The organism is Rhizomicrobium sp. (genome assembly GCA_037200985.1).
Taxonomy (GTDB): Bacteria; Pseudomonadota; Alphaproteobacteria; order Micropepsales; family Micropepsaceae; genus Rhizomicrobium.
The window spans coordinates 4,056,862-4,080,369 of record JBBCGJ010000001.1; the positions used below are offsets into that span (position 1 = coordinate 4,056,862).

Consider the following 23,508-nt stretch of genomic DNA (forward strand, 5'->3'; position numbering starts at 1 on the left):
TTCTGTCAGAACGCCGTTCCGCCAGAATAGGGTGGGAGCTGTGGCCGAGAGGCTGAAGGCGGCGGTTTGCTAAACCGTTATACGGTTGAAAAGCCGTATCGAGGGTTCGAATCCCTCCGGCTCCGCCATCATACTGTCATTCAGATCAAATGGTTAGTGGGTATTCGAGCTCACCAAACGCCGAGGCATTCAGCGCAAATTTGCGACGCCGGTCTGCGGCTGCAGCGGAGTTCCGCCAGAAGCGTCGGATGAGGCCATCGCGCCACGCCGCGGCCAAATTGGCGCTTCATTTTTCTCTGTGAGCGATCCGATATTGATGGGACTCAACGCTTGATTGGCGGCGAGCACGCCGGGAATCTGAGGCATGACTCACAAGCTTGCCGGACTGGTGAAATGGGCGGAACGCGAAGAGTGGCGCGAGCCGTTCAGCGAACTGATGATCCTTCATCTGGGGCCAGCCTGTGCGAAGGCCGGGGTCGCCATCGAGGATCTTCCGGACGTCATCGGCGACGACAGGACCGGCGTCTTGTGGGGATGCATCTTCGAGGATTTCCTGACGCGCGAGCTCGAAGACGGCAGCAACGTCGCCGATGACTATCTAAAGCGGCGCGGCTGGAAGGAGAGCGTTCCGACCAGACGGTATGTGGCAGCGCTCCGCTCGTCGGTGATGAGCCTTTACGAAATCAGCGAGGTGGTGCGCGACCAAGGCTTTCTGGCCCGTGACCTGATACGCGGCGGCGAACCGGTGCGCGTGAGTGAAAAAACGGGAACGCATTCGCTCAAGCAATGGGACCGGATCGCGGTGCGGATCGTACCGCTAGGCCCGAAGACGGAAATGTCGGGCGGAGCCCTGCCTTTCGATCATGATCTGAGTGAGACTCTTCTCGATAGCCTTCGCAAAGCGGGCAAGAAGGCGCGGACGGCGCTGGACACCGAAACGCTGCGCACGACGGCTTTCATGTTCACCGGCCTGTGGCTGGACGGTGTCTTGCACAGGACGCTTCATCCGACCCTGCCGCGGCTATGCAACGGCGATGGAGATGACATCGCGTGGACGACGGCACGCTATCCGCTGGAGCCTACGGTCGGCGCCGGGGCGGTGAATCTCGTCCTTGCGGCGCTCCCCGCCTTTCGCCCGGCCGGCGAGACGTTCTGGAACTGGATCGGCGTTGAGTGGCGAAGCGGCGGCAAGGGGCCGGCGAACGCGCAGACACTCGTCACCACGCTCGACGACGGCTCGGTGGTTCTCGGAAGTCTGGAACTGAAAGACGGAAATTTGATTTTCGAAGCGAATTCCCGCGAGCGCGCGGAACGGGGCCGCGCCCTGATCGAGCCTCATCTTGCGGGTCTTGTCGGCCGGCCCAAAATCGAGTCGAGAACGGTTGCCGAAATGATGGCGTCCCGACCGGAAGGAGAACCCGAACGCCTGTCGAGTGGTCTCTCGCCCGATGAAGAGCGTGCCATCCTGCATGCGAACCTGGAACGGCACTACGCAAGCGTGCTCGATGAACCGGTGCCGGCGCTCGGAAACATCACGCCGCGCCGGGCCGCGAAGACCGCAAAAGGCCGGCTGAAGCTCGTGGATTGGCTCAAATATCTCGAAAACGGTGCGGCCAAGGACAACTCTGCGGCGGGGGCCTACGATCTGCGCTGGATGTGGGATGAACTCGGGATCGGAGACCTGCGGCGCTGAGTTCGGCGTGAGCCGGCTGGAGTCCCGGCGGCGGCGTAGGCACGAACGCCCGCGGCGGAGAATGTTTGTTCTAAGTTCCCGCCACTTCAACGACTTGGTCCGGTCTTGCACACCGCTGCGGGAGCTGCCCGTGACCCTCTTTGCTCCGTAGTCTCGATTCGCAACTGAATATGTGGATGACGACCGGATTTCAACCGATCGCAGTCATGTCGGCTTCTGCTTGTCACGTTGAAGCGTGTGTCGATGGCATGGTGCTGTTTACCGTCTCAGCACGGTTCGCATCGAACCCGATATGGCCGGGCGCGGGGTTACTTCGCCGGACACCGCTAAGAGCCGGGTGAAGGTTTTTCGCTCTACTTTACGGGGACCGATTCTGTCTGATTGGATAGTGCCGGTTGAAGAAGGCCGCACTTGCAAGCGCGGACGGCGTTTCGACGTTCGTCGGTCGAGCGGATCACAACGGACATCGCTCGCATTCCCCCCGGCCTGCTAGACGCATGGAGGGTCCATGACCCTCAATGATCGCCCTGAAAAAAAAGACACCGCCTGCCCACGGCCTGATCTAAAGTTTCTAGAGGTGGGGTGCGTGGCGTGGCGGACGAGGAACCGGATTCGGGCTTTTGGGTGCGGGCGCTCAAGCAGGTGGTGCGCCGCACGCATGGGAATCCGGACGCCGAAGACCTGTTGCACGCGGCCTATCTAAGGCTCGAAGCTTACCGGGCCCAGCAGCCAGTCACGCAGCCTATCGGATTTCTCGTTCGCACGGCGGTCAATCTTAGCATCGACGAACATCGCCGGGCCTCGCGCAATGTCGAGGACGGCGAAACCCATATTCTCACCGTGGTCGATGACGGACCGCTCGCCGATGAGGTAATTGCCGCGCGCGAACGTCTAAGAAGGGTGAAGCAGGGCCTCGAAAAAATGCCTGCCCGCCGTCGGGAGATTTTTCTCATGCACCGGATAGGGGGGCTTACCTATCGACAGATCGCGGTCCAGGTCGGCCTCTCCCAGAGTATGATCGAGAAGGAAATGGCCAAGGCGATCCTGTTCCTGACGGAATGGATGGACGGCTGGCAATGAGCGGCTCTCCTCCTCCCCTCTCCCCGTTGGTGCGGGCGGAGGCTGCCGCATGGATCGCGCGTCTGCGCGCGGACGACCGTTCGTCCAATGACGAGCAGGCATTCCGCGCCTGGCTTCAGGATGACCCGGAACACCTGCGCGCGTTCGACGCCGTGACGTCGGTGTGGGATGTCGTGGGTGGTTTTCGCGATGCGGTCCCGACCCAACGGCGCATCGCGGACAGGGCGATACCGCGGCGAGCGGTGCTGGCAAGCCTGGGCGTTCTCACGCTTGCGGGCGGCACCTTTGCGACATGGCGCGCCGCCTATGCCGGCATCTACGAGACCTCGGTCGGCGGGCAGGAGCACATCGCCCTGGAAGACGGCACGCAGGCCTTCCTCGATACGGATACGCGGATCCGCGTGCTTTATGCCGACGAGGAGCGAGCGGTGCGGTTGGACCGCGGTCGCGTGAACTTCCGGGTCGCGTCAGATCCGAAGCGGCCCTTTGTCGTGGAGGCCGCCAACCGGCGCATCATTGCCACGCAGACGACGCTCGACGTCTATCGCGACGGCGATCGGCTCTCCGTCGTGCTCCTGCGTGGGAGCGCTTCGGTTGTCGATGTGCAGACCGCGGCAGCGATGCCCAAGGTGCTCACGGCGGGAGAGAGACTCCTCGCCACCCCCGTCTCGGTCCATACCGACCGGCCGAACCTGACACCGCTCCTCGCCTGGCAGCTCGGGCAGGCCATTTTCGAAAACGAGACCCTTGCGGACGCCGCGGCGGAGATGAACCGCTATTCGACGGTCAAGCTTGAGATCGACGATCCGCAGGCGGCTCGTCTGAGGATTTCCGGCGTCTATCGCGTCGGCGACACCGCGGCTTTCGCGCGCTCCGTCGCGTCGCTGCTGCCGGTCGAGGTCGAGTTCGCGGACGATCGCGTGCACCTTGTTTCCGATCCGGCACACCTGCAAGGAACCTGACGAAAAGGAGTGAGGCGAGCGTCGCGTTCATACGTCCTTCATATGAGGCATTAGGGGGCGCCTTGCTCTGACGGCAAGGCCATAAGGGGGTAACGTATGCGTATGCGTTTGACGGCCGCGCTTCTTGCAAGCGCGGCAATGACGATTTTCGCCGGCACGGCACTGGCCCAAACCGCCGGCATCAGCACGCCGGAAGAACCGCTTGCTCAGTCCCTGCGCGAAATCGCGCACCAGACCGGCACCAACATCCTGTTCACGCCGGACGCGGTCGAGGGCATCAAGGCGCGCGCGCTCCAAGGCACGATGAGCGCCCAGGAGGCGGTGGAACAGCTTCTGGCCGGCTCGGGACTCGAGGCCGTGTCCGACGGCAATGGCGGCCTCATCGTGCGCAAGAAGGAAAGCGCAAGACCGCAGCAGCACGCGGAGTTCGTGCCGGAAACGGTGATCGTGACGGGCACGCGCATTCCCGGCGCGGACGTCGCGTCGCCGGTGATCGCCATCACGCAGGATCAGATCAAGCTCCAGGGCTACACCGATCTGGGGCAGGTCGTGCGCGGCCTGCCGCAGAACTTCAACGGCGGCCAAAATCCCGGCGTCCTGTCGGGCGCGCCGAGCGTCAACGACCAGAACATCACGTCTGCGTCGAGCGTGAACCTGCGCGGGCTGGGCGCCGATGCAACGCTTACCCTGCTGAACGGCCGCCGTCTGGCCTATGACGGCTTCACGCAGGCCATCGATATCGCCTCCATTCCGGTCGACGCGGTGAACCGGCTCGAAGTGCTGCTCGACGGCGCCTCGGCGATCTACGGTTCGGACGCGGTGGGCGGCGTCGCCAACGTCATCCTCAAGCGCGATTATGACGGCATCGAGATGACCGGCCGCTTCGGCGCCGCGACCCAGGGCGGCGACGTCCAGGCCGAATACGACGCTGTCGGCGGAACGACCTGGGAGGGCGGCGGCTTCCTGCTGACCTATGCCGGCGAATGGGACTCGGCCATCGACGCGCCGCAGCGCAGCGTGTCGGCCTTTCTCGGCCCGCAGAATTCCCAGCTCCCGTCCATCATGCACCAGAACGTTCTTTTCAGCGGCCATCAGGACATCGTCCCGGGCGTCGAAATCGACCTCGATGCGGTCTACAGCTTTCGCGACAGCCATCAATCGGTCAACGCCTTCGGCTTGCTGGGCCTGTCGCTGTCGCGCGGCGAGACTTGGGTCGTGTCGCCGACCCTGCGCGCCGATCTTCCGGCCGGCTGGACGCTGGCGGTGAACGGCTCCGTCGGCATCGACCACGCGCGATCGATCCAGTCGCAGACCTATTTGGGCATGGTCTTCCCGCCGACCTCGACCTGCTATTGCAACACCGCGGTGTCCGGAGAGGCCGATGCGGAAGGGCCGCTGTTCGCGCTGCCGGGCGGCGACGCCCACGCCTCGATCGGCGCCGGCTATCGCGACAACGACTTCAAATACGATTCCGGATCCGGCCTGGCGATCAAGGGTTCGCGCAATTCCTATTACGCCTTCGGCGAGGTCAATCTGCCCTTCCTGTCGCCCGAGAACGAGATCCCGTTCGTCCGTCGGCTGTCGCTGGATGCCGCGGTGCGTTACGAGAACTATTCCGACTTCGGCTCGGTCGCCACGCCGAAGATCGGCGTGATCTGGGGACCGCTTGCCGATCTCGACTTCAAGGGCACCTGGGGCCAGTCGTTCAAGGCGCCGACGCTGTTCCAGGAATTCTCGCCGAGCGTCGTCGACCTCGCGCCGGCGGTTCTCTTCGGCGGAACGGCACCGCCGACCGCCGTCGGCTTTCTCCTGCAAGGCGGCAATCGCAACCTCGATCCCGAACGCGCCAACACCTATACGATCGGATTCGACGCGCATCCCCGCTGGGTCCCCGGCCTCGACGTCCAGCTCGACTATTATGCCGTTCACTACAACAACCGCGTCATCAGCCCGGTCGATATCGTGAGCAGCGCCTTGAGCGATCCCGCCTACGCCGAGTTCGTCACGCACAATCCATCGGTTGCGCTGCTGCAGACATACTACAATCAGGCGGCGGCGGTGCTGAACCAGGTCGGCACGCCGTTCGATCCGACCACGGTCACCGATCTGATCGACGATCGCTACACCAACGCGGTGCGTCAGCGGATCAGCGGCATCGATCTCACCTTCACCTACGTCAAGGAGCTCGCCGTCGGTACGCTGTCCACCAACGGCAATTTCGCATGGCTGCAGGGAACCCAGCAGAACTCGCCGACCTCCGCGGTGATGAAGACGATCGGCACGATCTTCCGTCCGGCGAAATTCCGCTTCCGCGGCGGCGTGGACTGGACGACGGGCGGGCTGACCCTCGGGGCCTATGCCAACTACATCGGCGGGGTGCTCGACACCCAGGTCGCCCCGAACGAGCCCGGCGACGGCATGACGACGATCGACGCCATCGCCGACTACCGGATCGACGAATGGGGACCCATCAAGAATCTCGAGTTCAATCTTTCGGTCCTCAACCTGGCCGACGAGAAGCCGCCGCTCTTCAACAGCGTCAATGCCTTTGTCGTGAATTACGACTCCACGAATTATTCCGCCGTCGGCCGGTTCGTGGGGCTATCGATCACCAAGCGCTGGTGAGCGGCTGGCGGGCGGCGGCGGTTTCCCCCTTTGGGGTTGTCCGCCGCTCGCCGAAGCCGGCGCACCGGTAGGAGCGCAGTCATGGCAGGTCCCATCGGCGCGGTATCCGCGCGGCTGTTCCCGCGCGCCGCCAAAGCCGTTCTTTTGAGCGCCGCATTGTCGATCGCCGCCGCGACGCATGCCGTCGCCGGCGACGTCCCGCGTGCGGTCACCATCGACGATCTGCTGAACGCGGAAACCCTTGACCGCACGGAGTTCTCGTCCGACGGCCGCTGGCTCGTCTTCGTGCGCGAGGTGCCGGCTACGCAGCAGCCGAGCTGGGGCTATATGGATGCGAGCCGGGTGCGCGCGCGGATCTTCGTCGCGCACGCCGACGGCACGTCGCTGCACGAAATCGCCTCGCGTCCCGACGTCCGATACGCGTTGGCGCCGAACGAAATCTGGTCGCCGGACGGCAAGGGGCTTTTGCTGCTCGCGTCGCGGCGCGGCGGTTACGGCGTTGCTTATGGCGATCTCGCGACCGGCGCGGTGACCGAGTTTCCGGGCCAATCCTTCTACGGCATCGGTGCCTGGATGCCCGACGGGCGCGTCGTCTACGCTGCGATGGCGGATGGCGAACGGCCGCTCGACCTCGAAAGCTCGGTGCTGGACGGCCTGGACAAGCGCTGGCGCGGCGCCTGGAACGGACACCGGCCGCAGGTCACGGTCAGCGCGCCCAATCCCGTTTTCCCGACGCCGCCGCCGCCGGCCGGCGCGCTGATGCTGGCCGATCCGCATGGCGGTGCGGCGCAGACCGTCGCGCGGGGCAACTTCAGCGCAATCGCCGCATCGAGCGACGGCCGGCACATCGCTGCGATCGGCGCGGCCGAGGAGCTGCCCGATGCGATCGCCGGGCGCGGCCTTCGCAGCGAGCTTCGGATCTTCGCGATCGACGGCAAGGGCGCGCATCTGGTGCGCCGCTATCCGGGCATCGACCTTCCGCAAGCCGGCAGTCTCGCCTGGTCGCCCTCCGGCGGCAAGCTGATCTTCATCGGGCGGCCGCTGCGCGACGCGCAAAGCCGGCCGATCGATTACGGCCGGGACCTGCATGGCGGGCTTCGCCTGTATGAGACCGACGCCGCGGGCGCGCCGCCGCGCCCGCTGACGGATGCGGATCAATCGATGGCCGATTGGAACGCGAAGGGCGTTCTGCCGATCGGCTGGCTCGGCGAGCGTCCGATCGCGGCGGTGGCACATTCCGCCGCGGACGCGGCGCCGTCCTCTTCCCCTGTTCTGCAGAGTCATCTGGAGTACGGCCAGGCGCGCGGCACGCGGATCGACGTCTTTGCCTTTGACGGCCGTTCGCGCGAGAACCTCACATCCTTCGCCAAGAGTGCGGTCGACCAGTTCCTGGCGCCCAAACGCGGACAATTCGCCTTCGTCGTCGCCGACGGCGCGCTTTGGAGAGTGCAGCCGGGGCAGGGCCCGCAGCGCATCTCGCCCGGCGGCGCACCGCCCATCCTGGGCTTCGGCACCGAAAGTCGCTATCTCGACGCAACCGGCGGCGCGTATTATCGCGGCACCGACGCCGAGCGCATCTCGCTCACGACCCTGTCGGGCAGCAACGTTGCCCGGCTGGTGCTGGACTTGAAGTCCGGTACCCTTTCGGCGCTTTCGCCGCCTGGCACGATCGTCGCGACGGCGCCGGATCAGTTGACGACCATCAGCAGACGCGTCGACGGCTGGTCGTCGACCGTGCATCTGAACGGCTCCCACGACCGCATCCTGGCCGATTTGAACGCGGATCTGCGCGACCGCGCCGTGGCGCCGGCCGAGAAATTCACCTTCGCGTACAAAGGCGCGACCTTGACCGGTTGGCTGGTCACGCCGCCGGGGACGCCGCTCCCGCACAAGCTGCCGGCCATCGTGTCGATCTACGGCGGATCGATGTACGGCGACACGGTACCGATCTATGCGCGCACGGACATGCCGGTGCCCCAGCTCGGCGCCCAGCTTTTCGCGGCGCAAGGCTATGCCGTCATCTATCCGAGCACGCCACTGGGCGCGGGCGCCGACACGGACATGATGGCAACACTGGCCGGCGAGGCGGTCGCCGCCGTCGATGCCCTCGCCGCCAAGGAGATCGTCGATCCCGCCCGCGTCGGCATCACCGGTCAGAGCTTCGGCGGATTTTCGACCGCGGCGGTTCTGGCCGAACGCTCCGACCGTTTCCGGGCGGGCGTCGCCCTGGCGGGCATATATGACTGGGTCCACGGCTACGGCCTGCGCGACATGGCGGCAATGCTGGACGGCGGCAGCGACATGCTGGCGCCCGAGATCCTGATGATCGAATCGAGCCAGGCCCGGCTTGCCAGGCCCTTCTGGGATTCGCCGGACGCCTATATCCGCAACAGCCCGATCTTCCGCGCCGACAAGATCGACGCGCCGCTGCTGCTGCTGCACGGCGATCTCGACATGGCTGTGACGGGCCTGTCGGGCGCCGAACGGCTGTACAACGCGATGCTGCGGGCCGGCAAAACGGCGGCGCTGGTGCGCTATTGGGGCGAAGGCCATGTCGCGGTCGACGACTGGGCGATCCGCGATCAGTGGCAGCGGATGAACGCCTGGTTCGACTTCTATCTCAAGGGAGCGAAGCCGGCTGCCGCGCATGACTAGAACAGCGTTCCAACCGTTCCTGTTGCTTGCCTGCCTGGCGCTTGCCGGATGCGCCTGCGGCGACGCGTTCATGCCGGTCGCCGGCGAGACGCCGCATGCCATGCAGCTTCGCTATCTCGACTGGAGCGCCCATCGTCCCGGCTGGTCGCACAGCGCCAGCGGATTGCTCTATCGCCGGATCGGGGACGCCCATCCATCCGGCGCCGTGCCCAAACCCGATTCCATCGTGACGGTGGCGTGCGACGGCCATTTCGTCGACGGCAAGCCGTTCTTCGCGACCGAACCGGACAAGCCACTCGTCGCGCCGGTGACGAAGTTCATCAAGGGCTGGCAGGAAGGCCTGTTGCTGATGCATGCGGGCGAAAGCTTCGAATTCGTGCTGCCGCCCGACCTTGCCTATGGCGAGAAGGGCCGGCCGCCGCAAATCCCGCCCGATGCCGCATTGCTGTTCAAGATAGAGCTGCTGGCCGTCGTCCAGCCAAGCGAGAGGACCGCACCATGATCCCGACCCTTCGCCGTTGTGCGGTGCTTGCCGCCGCGATTGCGCTCGGCTGTTTCGCGAGCGTCGCCGAACCGCCGGCGGCCGGCGCGCCGCATCCGGTCACCCTCGACGACATGACGGCGATGGAAAGCGTCCAGCGCATCGAGATCGCGGGCGGCGGGCGCTTCGTGCTCTATGATAAGCACGGCCCGAACGAAGGCTTCACGGATTACGGCATCGACGATCCGAGCGCATCGAGCCGTATCTATGTCTACGACCGCGCCGCCGGCACGACCAGGCGGCTGCTCGACGGTTTCGCCTTTCCCAATTGGATGGGCGCGGTTTCGCCCAGCGGCGGCAAGCTCGCGATCTATTGGTTCGAGAACGGCCATGTCAAAGCGGGCGTCGTCGATCTGGCCGGCGGCAAGCTCACCGGTTTCGCCTTCACGCCGACCTTCGATTTCCAGGTGAGCGCGCCGGTCTGGGTGTCGGACAGCACGCTGATCTATGCCGCCGATCCCGATGGGGCCTTCTCGCCGCGCACCGATTTTCGCCGCCGCGCCGCGCTGATCCAGGAAGAAGGCCAGCGCCGCGCCTGGCAAGGCGGGTCCTCGGCGATGGTGCTGGAGAACCGGCCGGCCGGCACCCTGCCGGAGTGGCGGCCCGGTTCGCTGCTGCGTGTCGACGCCGACAGCGGCAAGACCGAAACTTTGGCCGACGGCCATTATGTCGAGATAGCGCTGTCGCCGGACCGGCGCTTCCTCGCCGTGGCGCGGCAAGGCCATTTCCTTCCGTTCACGACCGATGTCGGCAAGCAGGTGTTCGATCTGCATCGGCTCGAGCCGTTCGTGATCGATCTCGCCCATCCGCATGCGGCGGCGGCGATGTGCCCGCATTGCCAGCTCGGCGGCATCGGCGATTTCGCCTGGTCGCCCTCGGGCCATCGCGTGAGCTTCTTCGCGCGCTTCGGCAAGGAGTTGTGGGAGCGCGCGCGCTTCCATGTCTACGATGCCGACCGCAAAATACTGACCGAGATTCCGCATGTCGGCCTCGACCTCGCCTCGCAGCGCGAAATCACCGGCGCCCTGAACGGTCCCGTCACCGCCATTCCGTTCGGGGCGGGGGCATTGATGCCGGCGCGCAAGCAGGCCGATCCCAAGGCAGCGCCGATCTTCACGCTGAAGGATCCGGTCAGCCTGGCGCGCATGGGGATCGTGCGCAGCGGCTACAAGGCGACGCTCGGCCGGCTGGACTGGTACTATGTGGAGCCCGACGGCTCCTCGCGCGCGCTGACGGCGGGCCTCGACGACGTGCAGCCCAGCTCCGTCGCCAGCGATCCGGGCGGGCTGTATTTCATGGGCACCAGCAAGGTCACGCGCCTCGCCTATGACGGCAAGGCGGAGGAGGTCGCGACGCTGGCCGGCTTCGGCATGATCTATAAGCTGGACGGTTCGGTCGATGCGGGCGGCCATAGCCTGGCGGTATCGATGACGCCCGACGGGGGCCGCGTCCTGCAATTCTTCGAAGGGACGAAAGAAACGGGTCGGGTGAAGGCGGGCGCGGAGACCGGCTTCCCGCTCGCGGCCGACGCCGCGTCCGGCGTCGTGGTGCTGGAAGGCTCCAGCGCCCAGGGCACCGTCATCACCCTGATGGACCGCGACGGGCATGTGACGACGATCGCGTCGCTCAATACGCATCTTAAGCAGGTCCTGCCGGCCAAGACGGTCATGGTGAAATACACGCTGCCGAGCGGCGAAGCGCTGCAGTCCTGCGTCCTGCTGCCGCCCGGCGCGCCGGCGGGCAAGCCTTTGCCGACCATCGTCTCGGTTTATCCGGGCGCGATGGGCTGTTTCAGCACCTGGCAGCATGGCCTTGGCAACCCCTATGACGAGGAGCTGTTCACCGGCCTGGGCTACGCGGTGCTCAAGCCGGCGACGCCCGCCAACCTGCTGCGCCAGGGCGACGATCCGACCGCCCATTGGGGCGCGCTGGTGGAGGCGGCGGTGAACGCCGCGGCGGCTCAGGGCTATGTCGATAAGAGCCGGCTCGGTCTTTGGGGCCTGAGCCATGGCGGCCATAGCGGCTTGTCGACGCTGTCGCAGACGTCGATCTTCAAGGCCGGCGTGGTCGCCAACAGCGCCACGGACTTCTTCAGCCATTATGGAACCCTGGGCGTGGTCCGCACCATGCTGTCGGACGACCTGTTCGCCGCGGGGTCCTCGACGCTTTACGAGAGCGCACCGGAGGAGGGGCTTTATATCGGCGCCGCGCCCTGGGAGAAGCCGCAAGCCTATGCCGTTGCAAGTCCGCTGTCCCATGCCGGGCAGATGAACACGCCGCTTCTCATGCTTGCAGGCGATCTCGATTGGAATTACCAGCCGTCGGAATTCGACCAATATTACGTGGCGCTTATTCGCCAGGGCAAGGAAGCGACCTATGTGCGCTATCTCGGCGAAGGCCACGGCAACACCAGCCCAGCCAATCTCAGCGATTCCTGGCAGCGGATACGCGATTGGTTCGCGAGCCACATCAAGTGAAGCGGCGGCCCGCTTCCCGTTCGGCCACTGGACGGTCGCGTTTCGGTTAGCCTGCCGCTAGTCCCGGGCCTTTCGAAGCGCGCCTTCGAGCTTCTTCCGCTCGGCGTCCCATCGCCGCTCTTCGGCTTCCGACCTCCGGTCGAGCGCATCCCGTTCGGAATCGAGGGCGGCAACGCTCTCCTCGTGCCGTTCCCGCGCCCTATCGAGCGCGCCCTGCGCTCTCGCAACGGCGCGTTCGCGCCGCGCGCGCTCCCGTCCACGAGCCGCCTCGTCCCTTGCGTGCTCGCGTTCCTGCCGCTTGTGCTCTCTGTCGTAGTCGGCAGCAGCGGTCCGCGCGGCGCGTTCGCTCGCGAGATCGACGACCTTCGCCGGCCGGGTGCCGGTCTTCGGCTTCTTCCCTTTGTGCCTGACATCGGCCGGCACCGCCCTTGGCAGCTTCGCCGGCAGCGAATTCGGCAGCTCGGTATTTTCCGTGAAAGGCCCGTTTGATCCCACCGGCCGTCGAAGAACGGTTCCCGGCCTTGCCATCGCCGCCGCTACGATCCTCGGGTCGACGGTCTCATGCGCGAAACCCTGATGAAAGAGATCGCGCGACACGCCCCAGGCTTCGAGCGCCGCCTTCATGGACGGTGCGGCGACCGCGAGGTCGTAAAATCCGAGGGAAGTGGCGAATGTCCTGAGCTTGCGGGGCATCATTAGGGCCGGTTTGGGATGGATGAGGTCTTCACTGGTGCCAACGCATGACCCGCGCCAGAAGTGCAATGAAAAGGTCCCGTGTTCGAGGCACGCGGGCGTCACCAGGACGTCCGCAACGAAAATTGACATCAAAAAGCCCCACTGCTAGCCCTGAATACGCTGGCAACCTCGTTGGACGAACTTGAAGCGCGCACGCCGATTCCTGTCCATGTTGCTTGTCGCGCTGTTGGCTGTCGCGGCGCTGGACAACGCCGTGTGCTACGCTGAGGACATCCAGGCATCCGCGGTCACGGGCGTGGCGGACAAAGGCACGCCGGCCCAATCGCCGGATGCGGATCATGTGTGCCAGCACGGTCACCATCATCAGACGTCGATCCCTGTGCTGGGCGAAAAGGGCCTGACCTTGGCCGTATGCTTGTCCGACGCCTTCTTCCCGTCCGAGCGGGCGCACGCGTCCCTCGTGTCGGCGTCGCTTGAACGGCCCCCGCGTATCTGAACCCTCCGTTTGTTCGTCTCGTCCGACCGCGCGGTGCGAACCGTACGGGCGACGATCTCGCCAATGTCGCCGGAGCCATGCGCTCGGCGCAAACGGGTTCATTCCATGTCGAACACCGCATGGGGCGGTTATGCCGCCCGCCTTCGTCGCGTTATCGCTCTTTCGCCGCTTCGGATCGCCGGCGTTGCGGCGGCCATCCTTCTCGCGCTCGTCGCTTGGCTTATGTGGCCCAAGACGCCGGAAAGCGGTCCACGGGGAGTTCCCACCGGCGCCATCGTGCTCGGCGCAGAGCAGCGCCGGGCCGCGGGGATCGTCGTCGCGCCTCTCCGGGCATCGCCTCTGCCGCGCATCTTCCGCGCGCCGGGCGAAGTGAAGGCGGACGACTACACCTCCGGCATCGTGGCTCCGCGCGTCACCGCCAGCGTGGTTTCGCGCGCGGCAAAGCTCGGCGACCATGTCGAGAAGGGCCAGGCACTCGTCACGCTCTACAGCCAGGACGTCGCGGCGGCGCAGAGCGAGTTTCTGCTGGCGCGGCGCAATCTGGGCCGGATGACGCGTCTGAGCGGCATGGTTGCGCGGCAACTGGTCGATGAAGCCGTGGTCAAGGAACAGGAAGCGCGGGGTCGTCTCGAAAGCTTCGGCTTGACGGCATCCGACATCGCGTCGATCGCGTCCAACGGCCTGAATGGAACACGCCTCGGACAGTTCACGCTCTCCGCGTCGCAGTCCGGCTCCATCATCGAGGACAGCTTCCGCGTCGGCGACGTGGTGGACGCGGGCAAAACCCTGTTTCAGATCGCGAACCTGACGGGCGTCTGGATCGAGGCGGCGGTCAGCCCCTCGATTTTGCCGCGGATCGCGGGCGGCGACGCCTTGATTGCGACCGGTGAGGTCGTGCGCAGAGCGGTTGTCCTGCAGCGGCGCGATACGGTCGACGAGGCGACGCGCACGGTGGGCGTCCGGCTAAAGGCGGAGAACGCCGACGGCCTGCTGCGCCCCGGACAATTCGTGGATGTCGAACTCTACGGCAGCCGCGTTCCGGTGCTGCATGTGCCGACGGCGGCGGTGTTGCGGGAACCAAGCGGGCGTTGGGTCGTCTTTGCCGAGCGGCCGGACCACCGGTTCGTGGCGCGTGCCGTGACCGTTCTTTACGCCGCCGGCGACCGAACCGCGATCGGCGGCATCCCTCCCGGAACGCCGGTCGTTGTGGCCGGCGCGTTCTTTGTGATGTCCGAGGGCGGCAAGGCCGCTTTCGGCGAAGACGAGTGAGGGACGCCATGCTTGACCAGGCTGTCCGTCTCGCCGTCGCGAGCCGTCTATTCATCGTCCTCGCCGTCATCGGTGCCTGCATCGGCGCGGGTCTGCTGCTGCCCCGCCTCAACCTCGACGCCTTTCCGGACGTGACCAACATTCAGGTCACGGTGAACACGGAGGCACAGGGCCTGGCGGCGCCGGAGGTCGAACAGCTCATCACCTATCCCATCGAGGCGTCGATGTACGCGATGGCGAACGTGGCCGAGGTGCGTTCCATTTCCAGCACCGGCCTTTCCATCGTGACGGTGGTGTTCAAGGAAGGGACCGACATCCACTTTGCGCGGCAACAGGTGTTCCAACAGCTTCAGGCGGCACGCGCGAGCATTCCGACCTCGGCCGGCACGCCCGATCTGGGACCCGACACATCCGGCCTGGGCCAGGTCTTCCAGTACATCCTTTATTCCGAGAAACCCGGCGCCTACGACAAGGCGACGCTCCGCAGCCTGAATGACTGGGTGGTGAAGCTGCTGCTGCGTCCCGCCGACGGCGTGACCGATGTCGTCTCGTTCGGCGGCGAGGTCCGCCAGTATCAGGTCAACCTCGATCCGTCGCGGCTCATCGCCCACAAGCTTGCGCCGGGGGACGTGGTTCGCGCCATCGAAGCCAGCAACCGGAACGTCGGCGGCTGGTATCAGGATCGCGGCGCGGAGCAATTGGTCATTCGCGGTATAGGCTGGATGCGGCCCGGCGATGCCGGTCTTGCCGACATCGCCAATGTGCCGCTCAAGGAGGCGGACGGAACCGTCGTGCGGGTGCGCGACGTCGGGACCGTCGCGTTCGGCGGCGAAATCCGCCAGGGCGCGACCGCGATCACGATACGCGACGGCGCCTCGAACCCTCTGCCGCTCGGCGAGGTCGTGACCGGCATCGTCCTGAAGCGTTTCGGCGCCGATACCGACGCGACGATCAAGAGCGTAAAGGCAAGGTTGCCGCAAATCGAGGCCGCGCTGCCGCCGGGTGTGAAGCTGCGGGTGATGTACGATCAGTCGGACCTGATACAGGCGGCGATCAAGACGGTCACCAGCGCGCTGCTGGAAGCGTTCGTTCTGATCGTCATCGTCGTCATGCTGTTCCTGATGAACGCGCGCGCCGCGGCGCTTGTCGTGTTGTCGGTTCCGCTGTCGCTCCTGTTCGCTCTTGCGGCGATGGCGTATTTCGGGGTTTCGGCGAACCTGATGTCGCTTGGGGGGCTTGCGATCGCCATCGGCATGATCGTGGACGGCTCGGTGGTGATGACGGAGAACATCTTCCGCCATCTGACGGAGGCCGAAGGCAGTCTCGCGCCGCGCATCCGGGAAGCTGCCCGCGAGGTCGCGCAGCCGGTGTTCTTTGCCGTGCTGATCATCGTGGTGGTGTTCGCGCCGCTGTTCGGACTCGAAGGTGTCGAGGGCAAGATGTTTCAGCCCATGGCCGTCGCCATCGTCTTCGGCCTGCTCGCTTCGCTTGCGGTCGCGATAATGGTCGTGCCGGCGCTTGCCACATACCTCTTCGTGCGGCCCCCGGTGCATCGGGACAGCCCCGTGCTTGCGGGGGCCGAGCGCTTCTACCGCCGCGCTCTCCCGTGGATCAGGGCGCGCCGCAAGGCGGTGATGATGGTTGCCGGGGGAGCCTTTGCGGCATCGCTGGCGCTGGTGCCTCTTTTGGGCACAGAGTTCGTGCCGGAGCTTGAGGAAGGAAGCCTGATCGTTCGGCTCACCTATGCGCCGTCCATCAATCTGGACACCGCGCTTCGGCAGGCCCAAGGCGTCGAGAAGACGCTGATGCGGTTCCCGGAGATAACCTATGCCTGGAGCCGGATCGGAAGGCCCGAGCTCGGCGGCGATCCCGAGCCGGTCTCCAACGACGAAATGTATATCGGCCTCAAACCGCAGGCCGAATGGACCTCTGCGGGATCGCGCCCCGAGCTGCAGGAAAAGCTGGCCAAGGCGCTTTCGGTCTATCCCGGCGTCGCCATTGCGTTCAGCCAGCCGATTGCCGCCCGCGTCGACGAGCTGTTGTCCGGCGTAAAGGCCGCGCTCGCCATCAAGCTCTTCGGTCCCGACCTGAACGTCCTTGCGCAAAAGGGCGCCGAAATCGAAGCGCTGACCCGCACCGTGCGGGGCGCGTCGGACGTTGCACTTGAACAGATTGCGGGCGAAGCGCAGCTGTCCATCGTGCCGGACAGAAACAAGCTCGACCGCTACGGCCTTGGGGTGGGCGACGTGATGGACCTCGTGCAGAACGCCATAGGCGGACAGGCCGCAGGACAGATCATCGACGGCAACGAGCGCTACGACGTGTATGTGCGGCTCGGCGCACGCTATCGCAACACGCCGGAGGCAATACGCGATCTTATTCTCAAGGCGCCGAACGGTTCGCTCGTCCGTGTCGGCGACATTGCCAAGGTTGAAATCGTGAGCGGGCCGCCCCAGATCCGGCGCGACGACGTTCAGCGGCGCGTCGTCATCCAGGCCAATGTCAGCGGTCGCGACATGGGCGGGCTCGTCGAAGAGCTGCGGCAACGGATAGCAACCGAGGTCAAGCTTCCGCCGGGATATAGCATCGCCTTCGGCGGGCAGTTCGAAAACCAGCAGCGCGCCCAGGCGCGTCTGATGCTGGTGGTGCCGCTGTCGCTCGGCATGGTTTTCCTGTTGCTCTATTTTGCCTTCGGCTCGGTCGGACAGGCCATGCTGATCATGCTCAACGTTCCCTTGGCTCTGATCGGCGGCATCGCGGCGCTGTTCCTGACCGGCACCTATTTGTCTGTTCCCGGTTCCATCGGGTTCATCGCGCTGTTCGGGGTGGCCGTACTGAACGGCGTGGTGATGGTCAACGCCATCAACCAGCATGTGGGACGGGCGGCATCCGTGGGCGACGCGATCGACGCCGGGGCCATGTCCCGGCTGCGGCCGGTCCTGATGACGGCGGCGATCACGGCGCTCGGGCTGATACCGTTGCTCCTGGCGAGGGGGATCGGGTCGGAAGTTCAGCGGCCATTGGCGATCGTCGTGATCGGCGGATTGCTGAGTTCGACATTGTTGACGCTCGTTGTGCTGCCGGCGGGATATGCCTGGTTTTCAAAGGCGAGACTCCGGTCGGCGTCGAAATCGACCACGGAGGAAATCTGATGGGCAATGGCGGATGCCGAGCGCTCAAGACCGCGCAAGCCGGTGGCACCTCCCGATCGCCGGGCGGGCAATTTGGGCCGGATCGCACGCCGCTCCAGGGGACGCAGAGCTCATCGCGCCGGCGGGCAAACTGAGCCGACAATATGTCTTCGAACTCTGTGCCTGACCGTTCCGGATCAATACACCGGCCACCGCGTTAACAAGTGTGGAGTGACCCGCGCATGGCGCGGCGTTTACGGACGGGGATCCAATGATTGCCGAAATCGTCGAAGACGCGTCCATCATCCGCCCGGACGCCGTGCGGATCGCGGAGGCCCTCGATGCCGCCGCGGCGTAAGAACGTGAACACAGGTTGGTGGGCGCTCTCTGCCGATATCGCGATGGCGGGCTTCGACGCCCAGCGGGTGATTGCCCTGCGACTCGCCAAACTGTCCGCCGGCGGTCCGAAAGCGCAGCGGGAGGCGCAGCTCATGGTCGTGGAGAAATTGGCGGCGTCGGCCGAGGCGGCCGTCACGCTGGCCGGCGGCGGCTCGGCCCGGACGGTGATTGCCCGCTATCGCGCCATCATGCGGGCCAACGAAAGACGCCTGTCGAAGCGTACGCGTTAGCCTCATGAATCCCGTCGAGCCCGCCACTGCCGCAGGTTCAGTGGTCTGTATCCTGAACGCGCATGCCGGCTCGGACGGCGCGGGGAAAGTCCGCGCGCAGCTCTCCGAATTGTTCGCCGCGACCGGAATGCCCGTCACCATCGTCATGGCGGAGAGCGGCGACGCGCTTGCCGTCGCCGCGCGGCAGGCGGTCGCGCAACGCTGCCGGCTGGTCGTTGCCGCGGGCGGCGACGGCACGGTGAGCACCGTCGCATCCGCGCTGGCCGCGACCGGCATCGTGTTGGGCGTGCTGCCGCTCGGCACGCTCAACCATTTCGCCAAGGACCTGAAAATTCCGCTCGCCCTGGAGGCGGCGGTGGCGACGTTGTTCGCGGGGCGTGTGACCGCGGTCGATATCGGCGAAGTCAACGGGCGGCGTTTCGTGAACAATTCAAGCATCGGCCTCTATCCGACGGTCGTCCGCCGGCGCGAAGGGCTCCAGGCACAAGGCAGCCGAAAATGGACGGCGTTCGTGCAGGCCGCCGCCTATGCCGTGCTGCGCTATGCGCGCCTCACCGTGACGCTGGACGTGAAGGGCGGCGAGACTGTGCGGGAGGACACGCCGTTCGTCTTCGTCGGAAACAACCGATATGAACGCTCCGGCTTGCGCGTCGGCGAGCGCAGCCGCCTGGACGAAGGGCGGCTGTGGATTTACCGGGCGCCCCGCGCCACGCGGGCGGGACTTCTTCGCCTCGCGCTGCGGGCGTTGCTCGGTCGGCCGGCGGACGGCGATCTTCTGCAGATCGAGGCCGCGGAATTTCGGATCGTCACGCGCAGGAAGCGCATCCCCGTCGCGACCGACGGCGAAGTGGCGATACTGGCCACGCCGCTTCACTATCGCATCCTCCCGCACGCGCTGTGCGTTATGGTTCCGGCGGCGGACCAGCCGGCAGCCTGAACGGAAAGCAGCCTTGCGCACCATCGCCCATATCTCCGACCTGCATTTCGGGCGGCTCAACGACGACGCCTTGCCGGCGCTGCGCGACGCGATCCGCGCGGCGAAACCGGATGTCGTGGCGGTCTCGGGCGACCTGACGCAGCGGGCGCGCTCGGCCGAGTTCGTCGCGGCGCGGCGCTTCCTGGACACTCTGCCGCGGCCCCAGATCGTCGTGCCGGGCAATCACGACGTGCCGCTGTTCAACGCTTTTGCGCGATGGCTGACGCCGCTGGCCAAATATCGCCGCTATGTGACGGACGACCTGGAGCCGTTCCATGCCGACGACGAGATCGCCGTGATCGGCCTCAACACCGCCCGCTCGCTAACCGTCAAGGGCGGGCGCATCAATGCGCTTCAGGTGGCGAACGGCTGCGCCAGGTTCCATACGACGGGGGAGGGCGTCACGCGCATCCTGGTCACGCACCATCCGTTCGACGTCGCGGAAGGCGGCGATGTCGGAGACGTCGTCGGCCGTGCCGGCATGGCGATGGCGGGCTTTGCGCAATGCCGCATCGACATGCTGCTGTCGGGCCATGTCCATGTCAGCGGCACCGGCAGCAGCGCGAAGCGCTACGACATCGCGGGCTATTCGGCGCTGCTGGTCCAGGCCGGGACCGCCACCTCTTCGCGACAGCGCGGAGAAGCCAATACCTGGAACCTGATCCGGATCGAGCGCCCGCATATCACGGTGGAATGCCGGAGCTGGGACGCGGCGCGCGGCGGCTTCGAAGTCTCGCGCACCAGCGCCTTCACCTATGGCGCGGCCGGATGGGCTCCGGCGCGCGACACCTCCGCTTAAGCCGAGGGTTTGCCGGCCTTCTTCGCGCTGGCGCGATGGGCCTTGCGGCGATCCTCCGCCAGGCGCTCCGCGACCGGTATCGGACGACCCTTGCCTTCCATCTCGATGCCCGGATGCGCGTCGGTGTGCGGCTGCATCGCGGGCTTGGCGCGGGTCTTCTTCATGGGGATCTGTTCGTCATTGCACGGCCTGGCGGTCGTCCTCGTCGCGTGCCGCCATCGCAGCCGTGATCGACACGATCGCGCCGAAGACCAGCGACAGGGCGAGCCATAGCGCCGTGTAGCTCGCGGCTTTCCGCGCGTAGTTGGCGGCGCGCTCGACCTTGGTCGTGATCTCGGCCTGCATCCGGTCGACGCGTGTCGCGGCATCATGCGGCGCGATGCCGGCCTGGGACGAAACCAGATCGACCAGGCGGGCGCGGTCGGCCGGCGCCGCGGGCTGTCCCAATCCGATGCCGGCATCCACGATGCGCCCGGCCTCCGCGCGCGCGGCGATGTTCGCCGCCACGTCGGCCGGCACGCCTCCGGCGGCGGGCCGGAACAGGACATCGACGATATAGGTGGAAGGCGTCGTCTCGGTTTTTGCGGGCGACACGCCATACAGCGCGGCGGTGGCGGCGCCGGTCGAGGCGACCGTCAATCCCGCAAGTCCGACCATCGTCACGGTCGCGAGCACGGCGACCGCCCAGGCAATGAACCCATGGGCTTCGGCACGGAATTCTTCCTGGGCGCGGCTTTCGACAATGGGACCGAGAAGCCGGCCGGCGAGATGGCCGCCAACGGCGAAGCCGAAGGCCTGCGCGGCGATGAAGTAGATCGCGCCGCCGGTCAGGAAACTCGGCAGTGACGGTCCGGCGTGCGTCTGCGGGTTGACCAGCAGAAGACCGAAGCCGGATCCGAGAGTCAGAAGAAAGAACGTGACGACGGCGGCGGCGACGCCGCCGGCGATCGCGAGCCCCCAGGAAAAGCGATAGCCGGTGTTTTCGGCGCCTTCGGCGATCACGACGGTCTCGGCCATGGCATGCTCCGCGACGGAAATGGGATCAGGCGTGGCCGGTGATGAGCCACAGAATGATGATGATCGGAATCGGAATGCCGATAAGCCAGAGAAGTGCGGAGCGCATGTTGGTCCCCCAGATGTGATCCCTTATGAAATGTCGCTGCGCGAAGATTGTTCCGCCTGCCCGACAAATGGGCATGCCAAATCCTATGTCCGAAGACGCACCGGCGCGCTCCAGCCGCAAGCCGCCAGCACGCGATAGTCTGCGCGACCGGCTTGGCCGGGCGCGCGGTTCGCGCGATCTGTTCGAAGGTGCATTGCGCCCCGGATCGGGCAGCGCATCGGAGATGCGCGCTTCCATCGGCGCAAGTCCGGCGAGCTGAAGGCAGGCGGAACGGGGCACCCTAACGTTTGCGCTTGGCCTTGCGTTTCGCCTTTTTCGGCACCTTCTTGCCCTTCTTGCGGGCTTCCGACAGGCCGATGGCGATTGCCTGTTTGCGGTTCTTGACCGTGCCGCCCTTGCCGCCTCGGCCGCTTTTCAACGTCCCCTTCTTCTCGCGATGCATGGCGCTCTCGACATCCTTGCTGGCGCTCTTGGAATATTTTCTGGCCATCGAACGCTTCCAAGGGGTTGCGACCAGCTAACGCAACATCCTTGTCGTGGTTGCAACAATCGACCGAAGGAGAGCGCGGGGACGTTCCTGGAGGTCGCGACCACGCCCAGGCTTAGAGTGCCACCCCGGCGGTACGAAGCGGTTGCGGCACGGGCGGCGGATCGGAAATCCAGACCTGCTTGCGTCTTGTATCGATCCAAAGCGGGCGGTCGCCCAGCGCGTCGATGCCCAATATGCCGGCGAGCGGTTTGCCGTCGGGCCCGAGGGATGCCGGCGCCGTGTCGGTGCGAAGGGCGACATCCGGAAATTCGACGGAGCCGATCCGCAGCATCGCATGAGGCGAGCCGTGCAGGCCGGGCGACACCGATGACGCCGCGCTATCGATGTCGAGCTTCATCCAGAGCGGCCGGTTGCCGTCGATGCCGACCGGCAGGAACACATCGTTGCCCCGGAAACGCGCGGGCAGATGGGTCAGCGCCGGCGCGGCGCAGGCCGGCGCCGCGGCCAGCAACGAGACGGCAAGAGCGAGAATCGGAAGACGCGCGGTCATGGGGCGTTGTCGTCGGCGGCAAGAGGCATAATCGCTCCAGCGATCACGTGTCATCCATGAGAATGCGCCAGACCGTTCGCCGATCCCGGGCGTCGAACCGTACGCGTTCGGACCGTTCAGCATGTCAACATGGTCCGGGAACCTTCCGCACAGCGTCTTGTTATCGCTCGACAGACAGCGAAGGGCCGACGATGACCAAAGCACAAACGACAGACGCGTTCGCACTGCTCAAGGCGGATCATCGCAAGGTCGAAGACCTGTTCGACAAATACGAGAAAGCCCGGAGCGACGACAAGAAAAAGGCGTTGGCCGGTCAAATCTGCCTCGAACTGACGGTCCACACCAAGATCGAGGAAGACGTGTTCTATCCCGCCTGCAAGGGGGAGATCGAAGACGGCGACCTGCTCCTCGAAGCCTATGTCGAGCACGACGGCGCCAAGGTGATGATCGCCGAGATCGAGGCCGGCAATCCCGGAGACGAATTCTACGATTCCAAGGTCAAGGTGCTGTCCGAGATGATCAAGCATCACGTCAAGGAAGAGGAAAAGAAGGCCGGAAACATGTTCGCCCAGGCCCGCAAGGCCGGCCTCGACGCGAAGGCGTTGGGCGTCCGCATGGCGGCGGAAAAGAAGGACTTGGCCGCCAAATATAAGGCCGACGGCCTGCCCAGGCCGGCGACGCCGACGTTCACCGGCACCAAGCTCGCATAGGCGCCTCCCCGCGCATCGGCGGAGGACGCCCATGCCAGAACCCGAAAGTGCCGCCTGGTATGTGCTGGTCTATGCCATACTGCCGCTGTGGATGATCGCCGGTTTCGTCGATTATCTCTGCCATCGGGCGACCCGCATCGCGCAAGCCAACGGGGCGAAGGAATCGATCCTGCACTGGCTTATGCTGGGCGAGGTCGGCATGCCGCTGCTGGCGGCGGTATTCCTGAAGATCAACGCCCTCCTGTTCGGACTGATGATCCTGTGCTGGATCGCCCACGAGATCACCACCCATGTCGATCTCCAGCTCGCCATACGGACGCGCAGGGTCACCGCGTTCGAACAGCAGGTGCATAGCTTTCTCGAAGTGCTGCCGGTTGCCGCGCTGGCCTTGCTGGCGATTCTGCATTGGGACCAGGCGTTGGCGCTGTTCGGCGCCGGGCCGCAGCGCGCCGACCTCGCCTTGGCACTCAAACCCCTCCCGCCGCCGGCGCAACTGGCCGCGCTATTCGGCGGTCTGCTGGTGTTTGGCGTCGGCCCGTACGTCGATGAGCTGTGGCGCGGGCTGCGCGCGGAGCGCGCCGGCAATAACGGCGTCGGCTGAAGCCC

At 65.8% G+C, this 23,508-nt stretch carries 21 protein-coding genes and 1 tRNA gene; 16 read left to right on the forward strand and 6 right to left on the reverse strand.

What is annotated here, in order from left to right; genetic code table 11:
• Nucleotides 1-34 precede the first annotated feature (34 nt).
• From WDN01_20160 to WDN01_20195, 8 genes are all read left to right on the forward strand, one after another.
• Nucleotides 35-128: transfer RNA gene (locus WDN01_20160), tRNA-Ser, on the forward strand.
• A 236-nt stretch (nt 129-364) separates the two neighbouring features.
• On the forward strand, nt 365-1,693 hold the full coding sequence (locus WDN01_20165; GenBank protein MEJ0028348.1) for a hypothetical protein: 1,329 nt from the start codon (nt 365-367) through the stop codon (nt 1,691-1,693).
• Between the two features lie 591 nt (nt 1,694-2,284).
• On the forward strand, nt 2,285-2,773 hold the full coding sequence (locus WDN01_20170) for a sigma-70 family RNA polymerase sigma factor (GenBank protein ID MEJ0028349.1): 489 nt from the start codon (nt 2,285-2,287) through the stop codon (nt 2,771-2,773).
• A complete protein-coding gene (locus WDN01_20175; GenBank protein ID MEJ0028350.1) occupies nt 2,770-3,735 on the forward strand; it encodes a FecR domain-containing protein in 966 nt (321 codons plus the stop codon). Before WDN01_20170 ends, WDN01_20175 begins: the two co-directional genes overlap by 4 nt.
• A gap of 138 nt (nt 3,736-3,873) precedes the next feature.
• Nucleotides 3,874-6,360, forward strand: a complete 2,487-nt coding sequence (locus tag WDN01_20180) for a TonB-dependent receptor (GenBank protein MEJ0028351.1) — start codon at nt 3,874-3,876, stop codon at nt 6,358-6,360.
• An 81-nt stretch (nt 6,361-6,441) separates the two neighbouring features.
• Nucleotides 6,442-9,015 carry a prolyl oligopeptidase family serine peptidase gene (locus WDN01_20185; protein MEJ0028352.1) on the forward strand — a complete coding sequence of 858 codons (2,574 nt, stop codon included), beginning with the start codon at nt 6,442-6,444 and terminating at the stop codon, nt 9,013-9,015.
• The gene (locus WDN01_20190) at nt 9,008-9,517 is read left to right on the forward strand and encodes an FKBP-type peptidyl-prolyl cis-trans isomerase (protein ID MEJ0028353.1); all 510 of its coding nucleotides are present in this window, start codon (nt 9,008-9,010) and stop codon (nt 9,515-9,517) included. Before WDN01_20185 ends, WDN01_20190 begins: the two co-directional genes overlap by 8 nt.
• A complete protein-coding gene (locus WDN01_20195; protein ID MEJ0028354.1) occupies nt 9,514-12,033 on the forward strand; it encodes a prolyl oligopeptidase family serine peptidase in 2,520 nt (839 codons plus the stop codon). The genes WDN01_20190 and WDN01_20195 overlap by 4 nt, the downstream gene beginning before the upstream one ends.
• Before the next feature lie 57 nt (nt 12,034-12,090).
• Here WDN01_20195 and WDN01_20200 read toward each other — a convergent pair whose 3' ends face one another.
• Complete coding sequence (locus WDN01_20200; GenBank protein ID MEJ0028355.1) at nt 12,091-12,726, reverse strand: cell envelope biogenesis protein TolA; 636 nt, start codon at nt 12,724-12,726, stop codon at nt 12,091-12,093.
• Nucleotides 12,727-12,937: 211 nt separating this feature from the next.
• Here WDN01_20200 and WDN01_20205 point away from each other — a divergent pair, with 211 nt between their 5' ends.
• The 6 genes from WDN01_20205 (at nt 12,938) to WDN01_20230 (ending at nt 20,029) form a co-directional block, all read left to right on the forward strand.
• Entirely contained in the window at nt 12,938-13,225 is a 288-nt protein-coding gene (locus WDN01_20205) for a hypothetical protein (protein ID MEJ0028356.1), read from the forward strand.
• Between the two features lie 9 nt (nt 13,226-13,234).
• Nucleotides 13,235-14,494 carry an efflux RND transporter periplasmic adaptor subunit gene (locus WDN01_20210; GenBank protein ID MEJ0028357.1) on the forward strand — a complete coding sequence of 420 codons (1,260 nt, stop codon included), beginning with the start codon at nt 13,235-13,237 and terminating at the stop codon, nt 14,492-14,494.
• Between the two features lie 8 nt (nt 14,495-14,502).
• A complete protein-coding gene (locus WDN01_20215) occupies nt 14,503-17,646 on the forward strand; it encodes a CusA/CzcA family heavy metal efflux RND transporter (GenBank protein ID MEJ0028358.1) in 3,144 nt (1,047 codons plus the stop codon).
• Between the two features lie 380 nt (nt 17,647-18,026).
• A complete protein-coding gene (locus tag WDN01_20220; GenBank protein ID MEJ0028359.1) occupies nt 18,027-18,254 on the forward strand; it encodes a hypothetical protein in 228 nt (75 codons plus the stop codon).
• A 4-nt stretch (nt 18,255-18,258) separates the two neighbouring features.
• Entirely contained in the window at nt 18,259-19,191 is a 933-nt protein-coding gene (locus WDN01_20225; protein MEJ0028360.1) for a diacylglycerol kinase family protein, read from the forward strand.
• Between the two features lie 13 nt (nt 19,192-19,204).
• Nucleotides 19,205-20,029, forward strand: coding sequence for a metallophosphoesterase (locus WDN01_20230; GenBank protein MEJ0028361.1), 825 nt, complete (start codon nt 19,205-19,207; stop codon nt 20,027-20,029).
• Here WDN01_20230 and WDN01_20235 read toward each other — a convergent pair.
• The 5 genes from WDN01_20235 to WDN01_20255 all read right to left on the reverse strand — a co-directional run bounded on the left by WDN01_20235 (nt 20,026) and on the right by WDN01_20255 (nt 22,315).
• Nucleotides 20,026-20,193, reverse strand: coding sequence for a hypothetical protein (locus tag WDN01_20235; protein ID MEJ0028362.1), 168 nt, complete (start codon nt 20,191-20,193; stop codon nt 20,026-20,028). The genes WDN01_20230 and WDN01_20235 overlap by 4 nt on opposite strands.
• 13 nt (nt 20,194-20,206) lie before the next feature.
• The gene (locus tag WDN01_20240; protein MEJ0028363.1) at nt 20,207-21,046 is read right to left on the reverse strand and encodes a hypothetical protein; all 840 of its coding nucleotides are present in this window, start codon (nt 21,044-21,046) and stop codon (nt 20,207-20,209) included.
• Between the two features lie 25 nt (nt 21,047-21,071).
• Nucleotides 21,072-21,389, reverse strand: coding sequence for a hypothetical protein (locus WDN01_20245; protein MEJ0028364.1), 318 nt, complete (start codon nt 21,387-21,389; stop codon nt 21,072-21,074).
• A gap of 43 nt (nt 21,390-21,432) precedes the next feature.
• Nucleotides 21,433-21,642, reverse strand: coding sequence for a DUF6496 domain-containing protein (locus WDN01_20250; GenBank protein MEJ0028365.1), 210 nt, complete (start codon nt 21,640-21,642; stop codon nt 21,433-21,435).
• Between the two features lie 112 nt (nt 21,643-21,754).
• Nucleotides 21,755-22,315, reverse strand: coding sequence for a hypothetical protein (locus WDN01_20255; protein ID MEJ0028366.1), 561 nt, complete (start codon nt 22,313-22,315; stop codon nt 21,755-21,757).
• Nucleotides 22,316-22,383: 68 nt separating this feature from the next.
• Here WDN01_20255 and WDN01_20260 point away from each other — a divergent pair, with 68 nt between their 5' ends.
• On the forward strand, nt 22,384-22,902 hold the full coding sequence (locus WDN01_20260; protein ID MEJ0028367.1) for a hemerythrin domain-containing protein: 519 nt from the start codon (nt 22,384-22,386) through the stop codon (nt 22,900-22,902).
• A gap of 31 nt (nt 22,903-22,933) precedes the next feature.
• Nucleotides 22,934-23,503, forward strand: coding sequence for a hypothetical protein (locus tag WDN01_20265; protein ID MEJ0028368.1), 570 nt, complete (start codon nt 22,934-22,936; stop codon nt 23,501-23,503).
• The last annotated feature ends 5 nt before the right edge of the window (nt 23,504-23,508 follow it).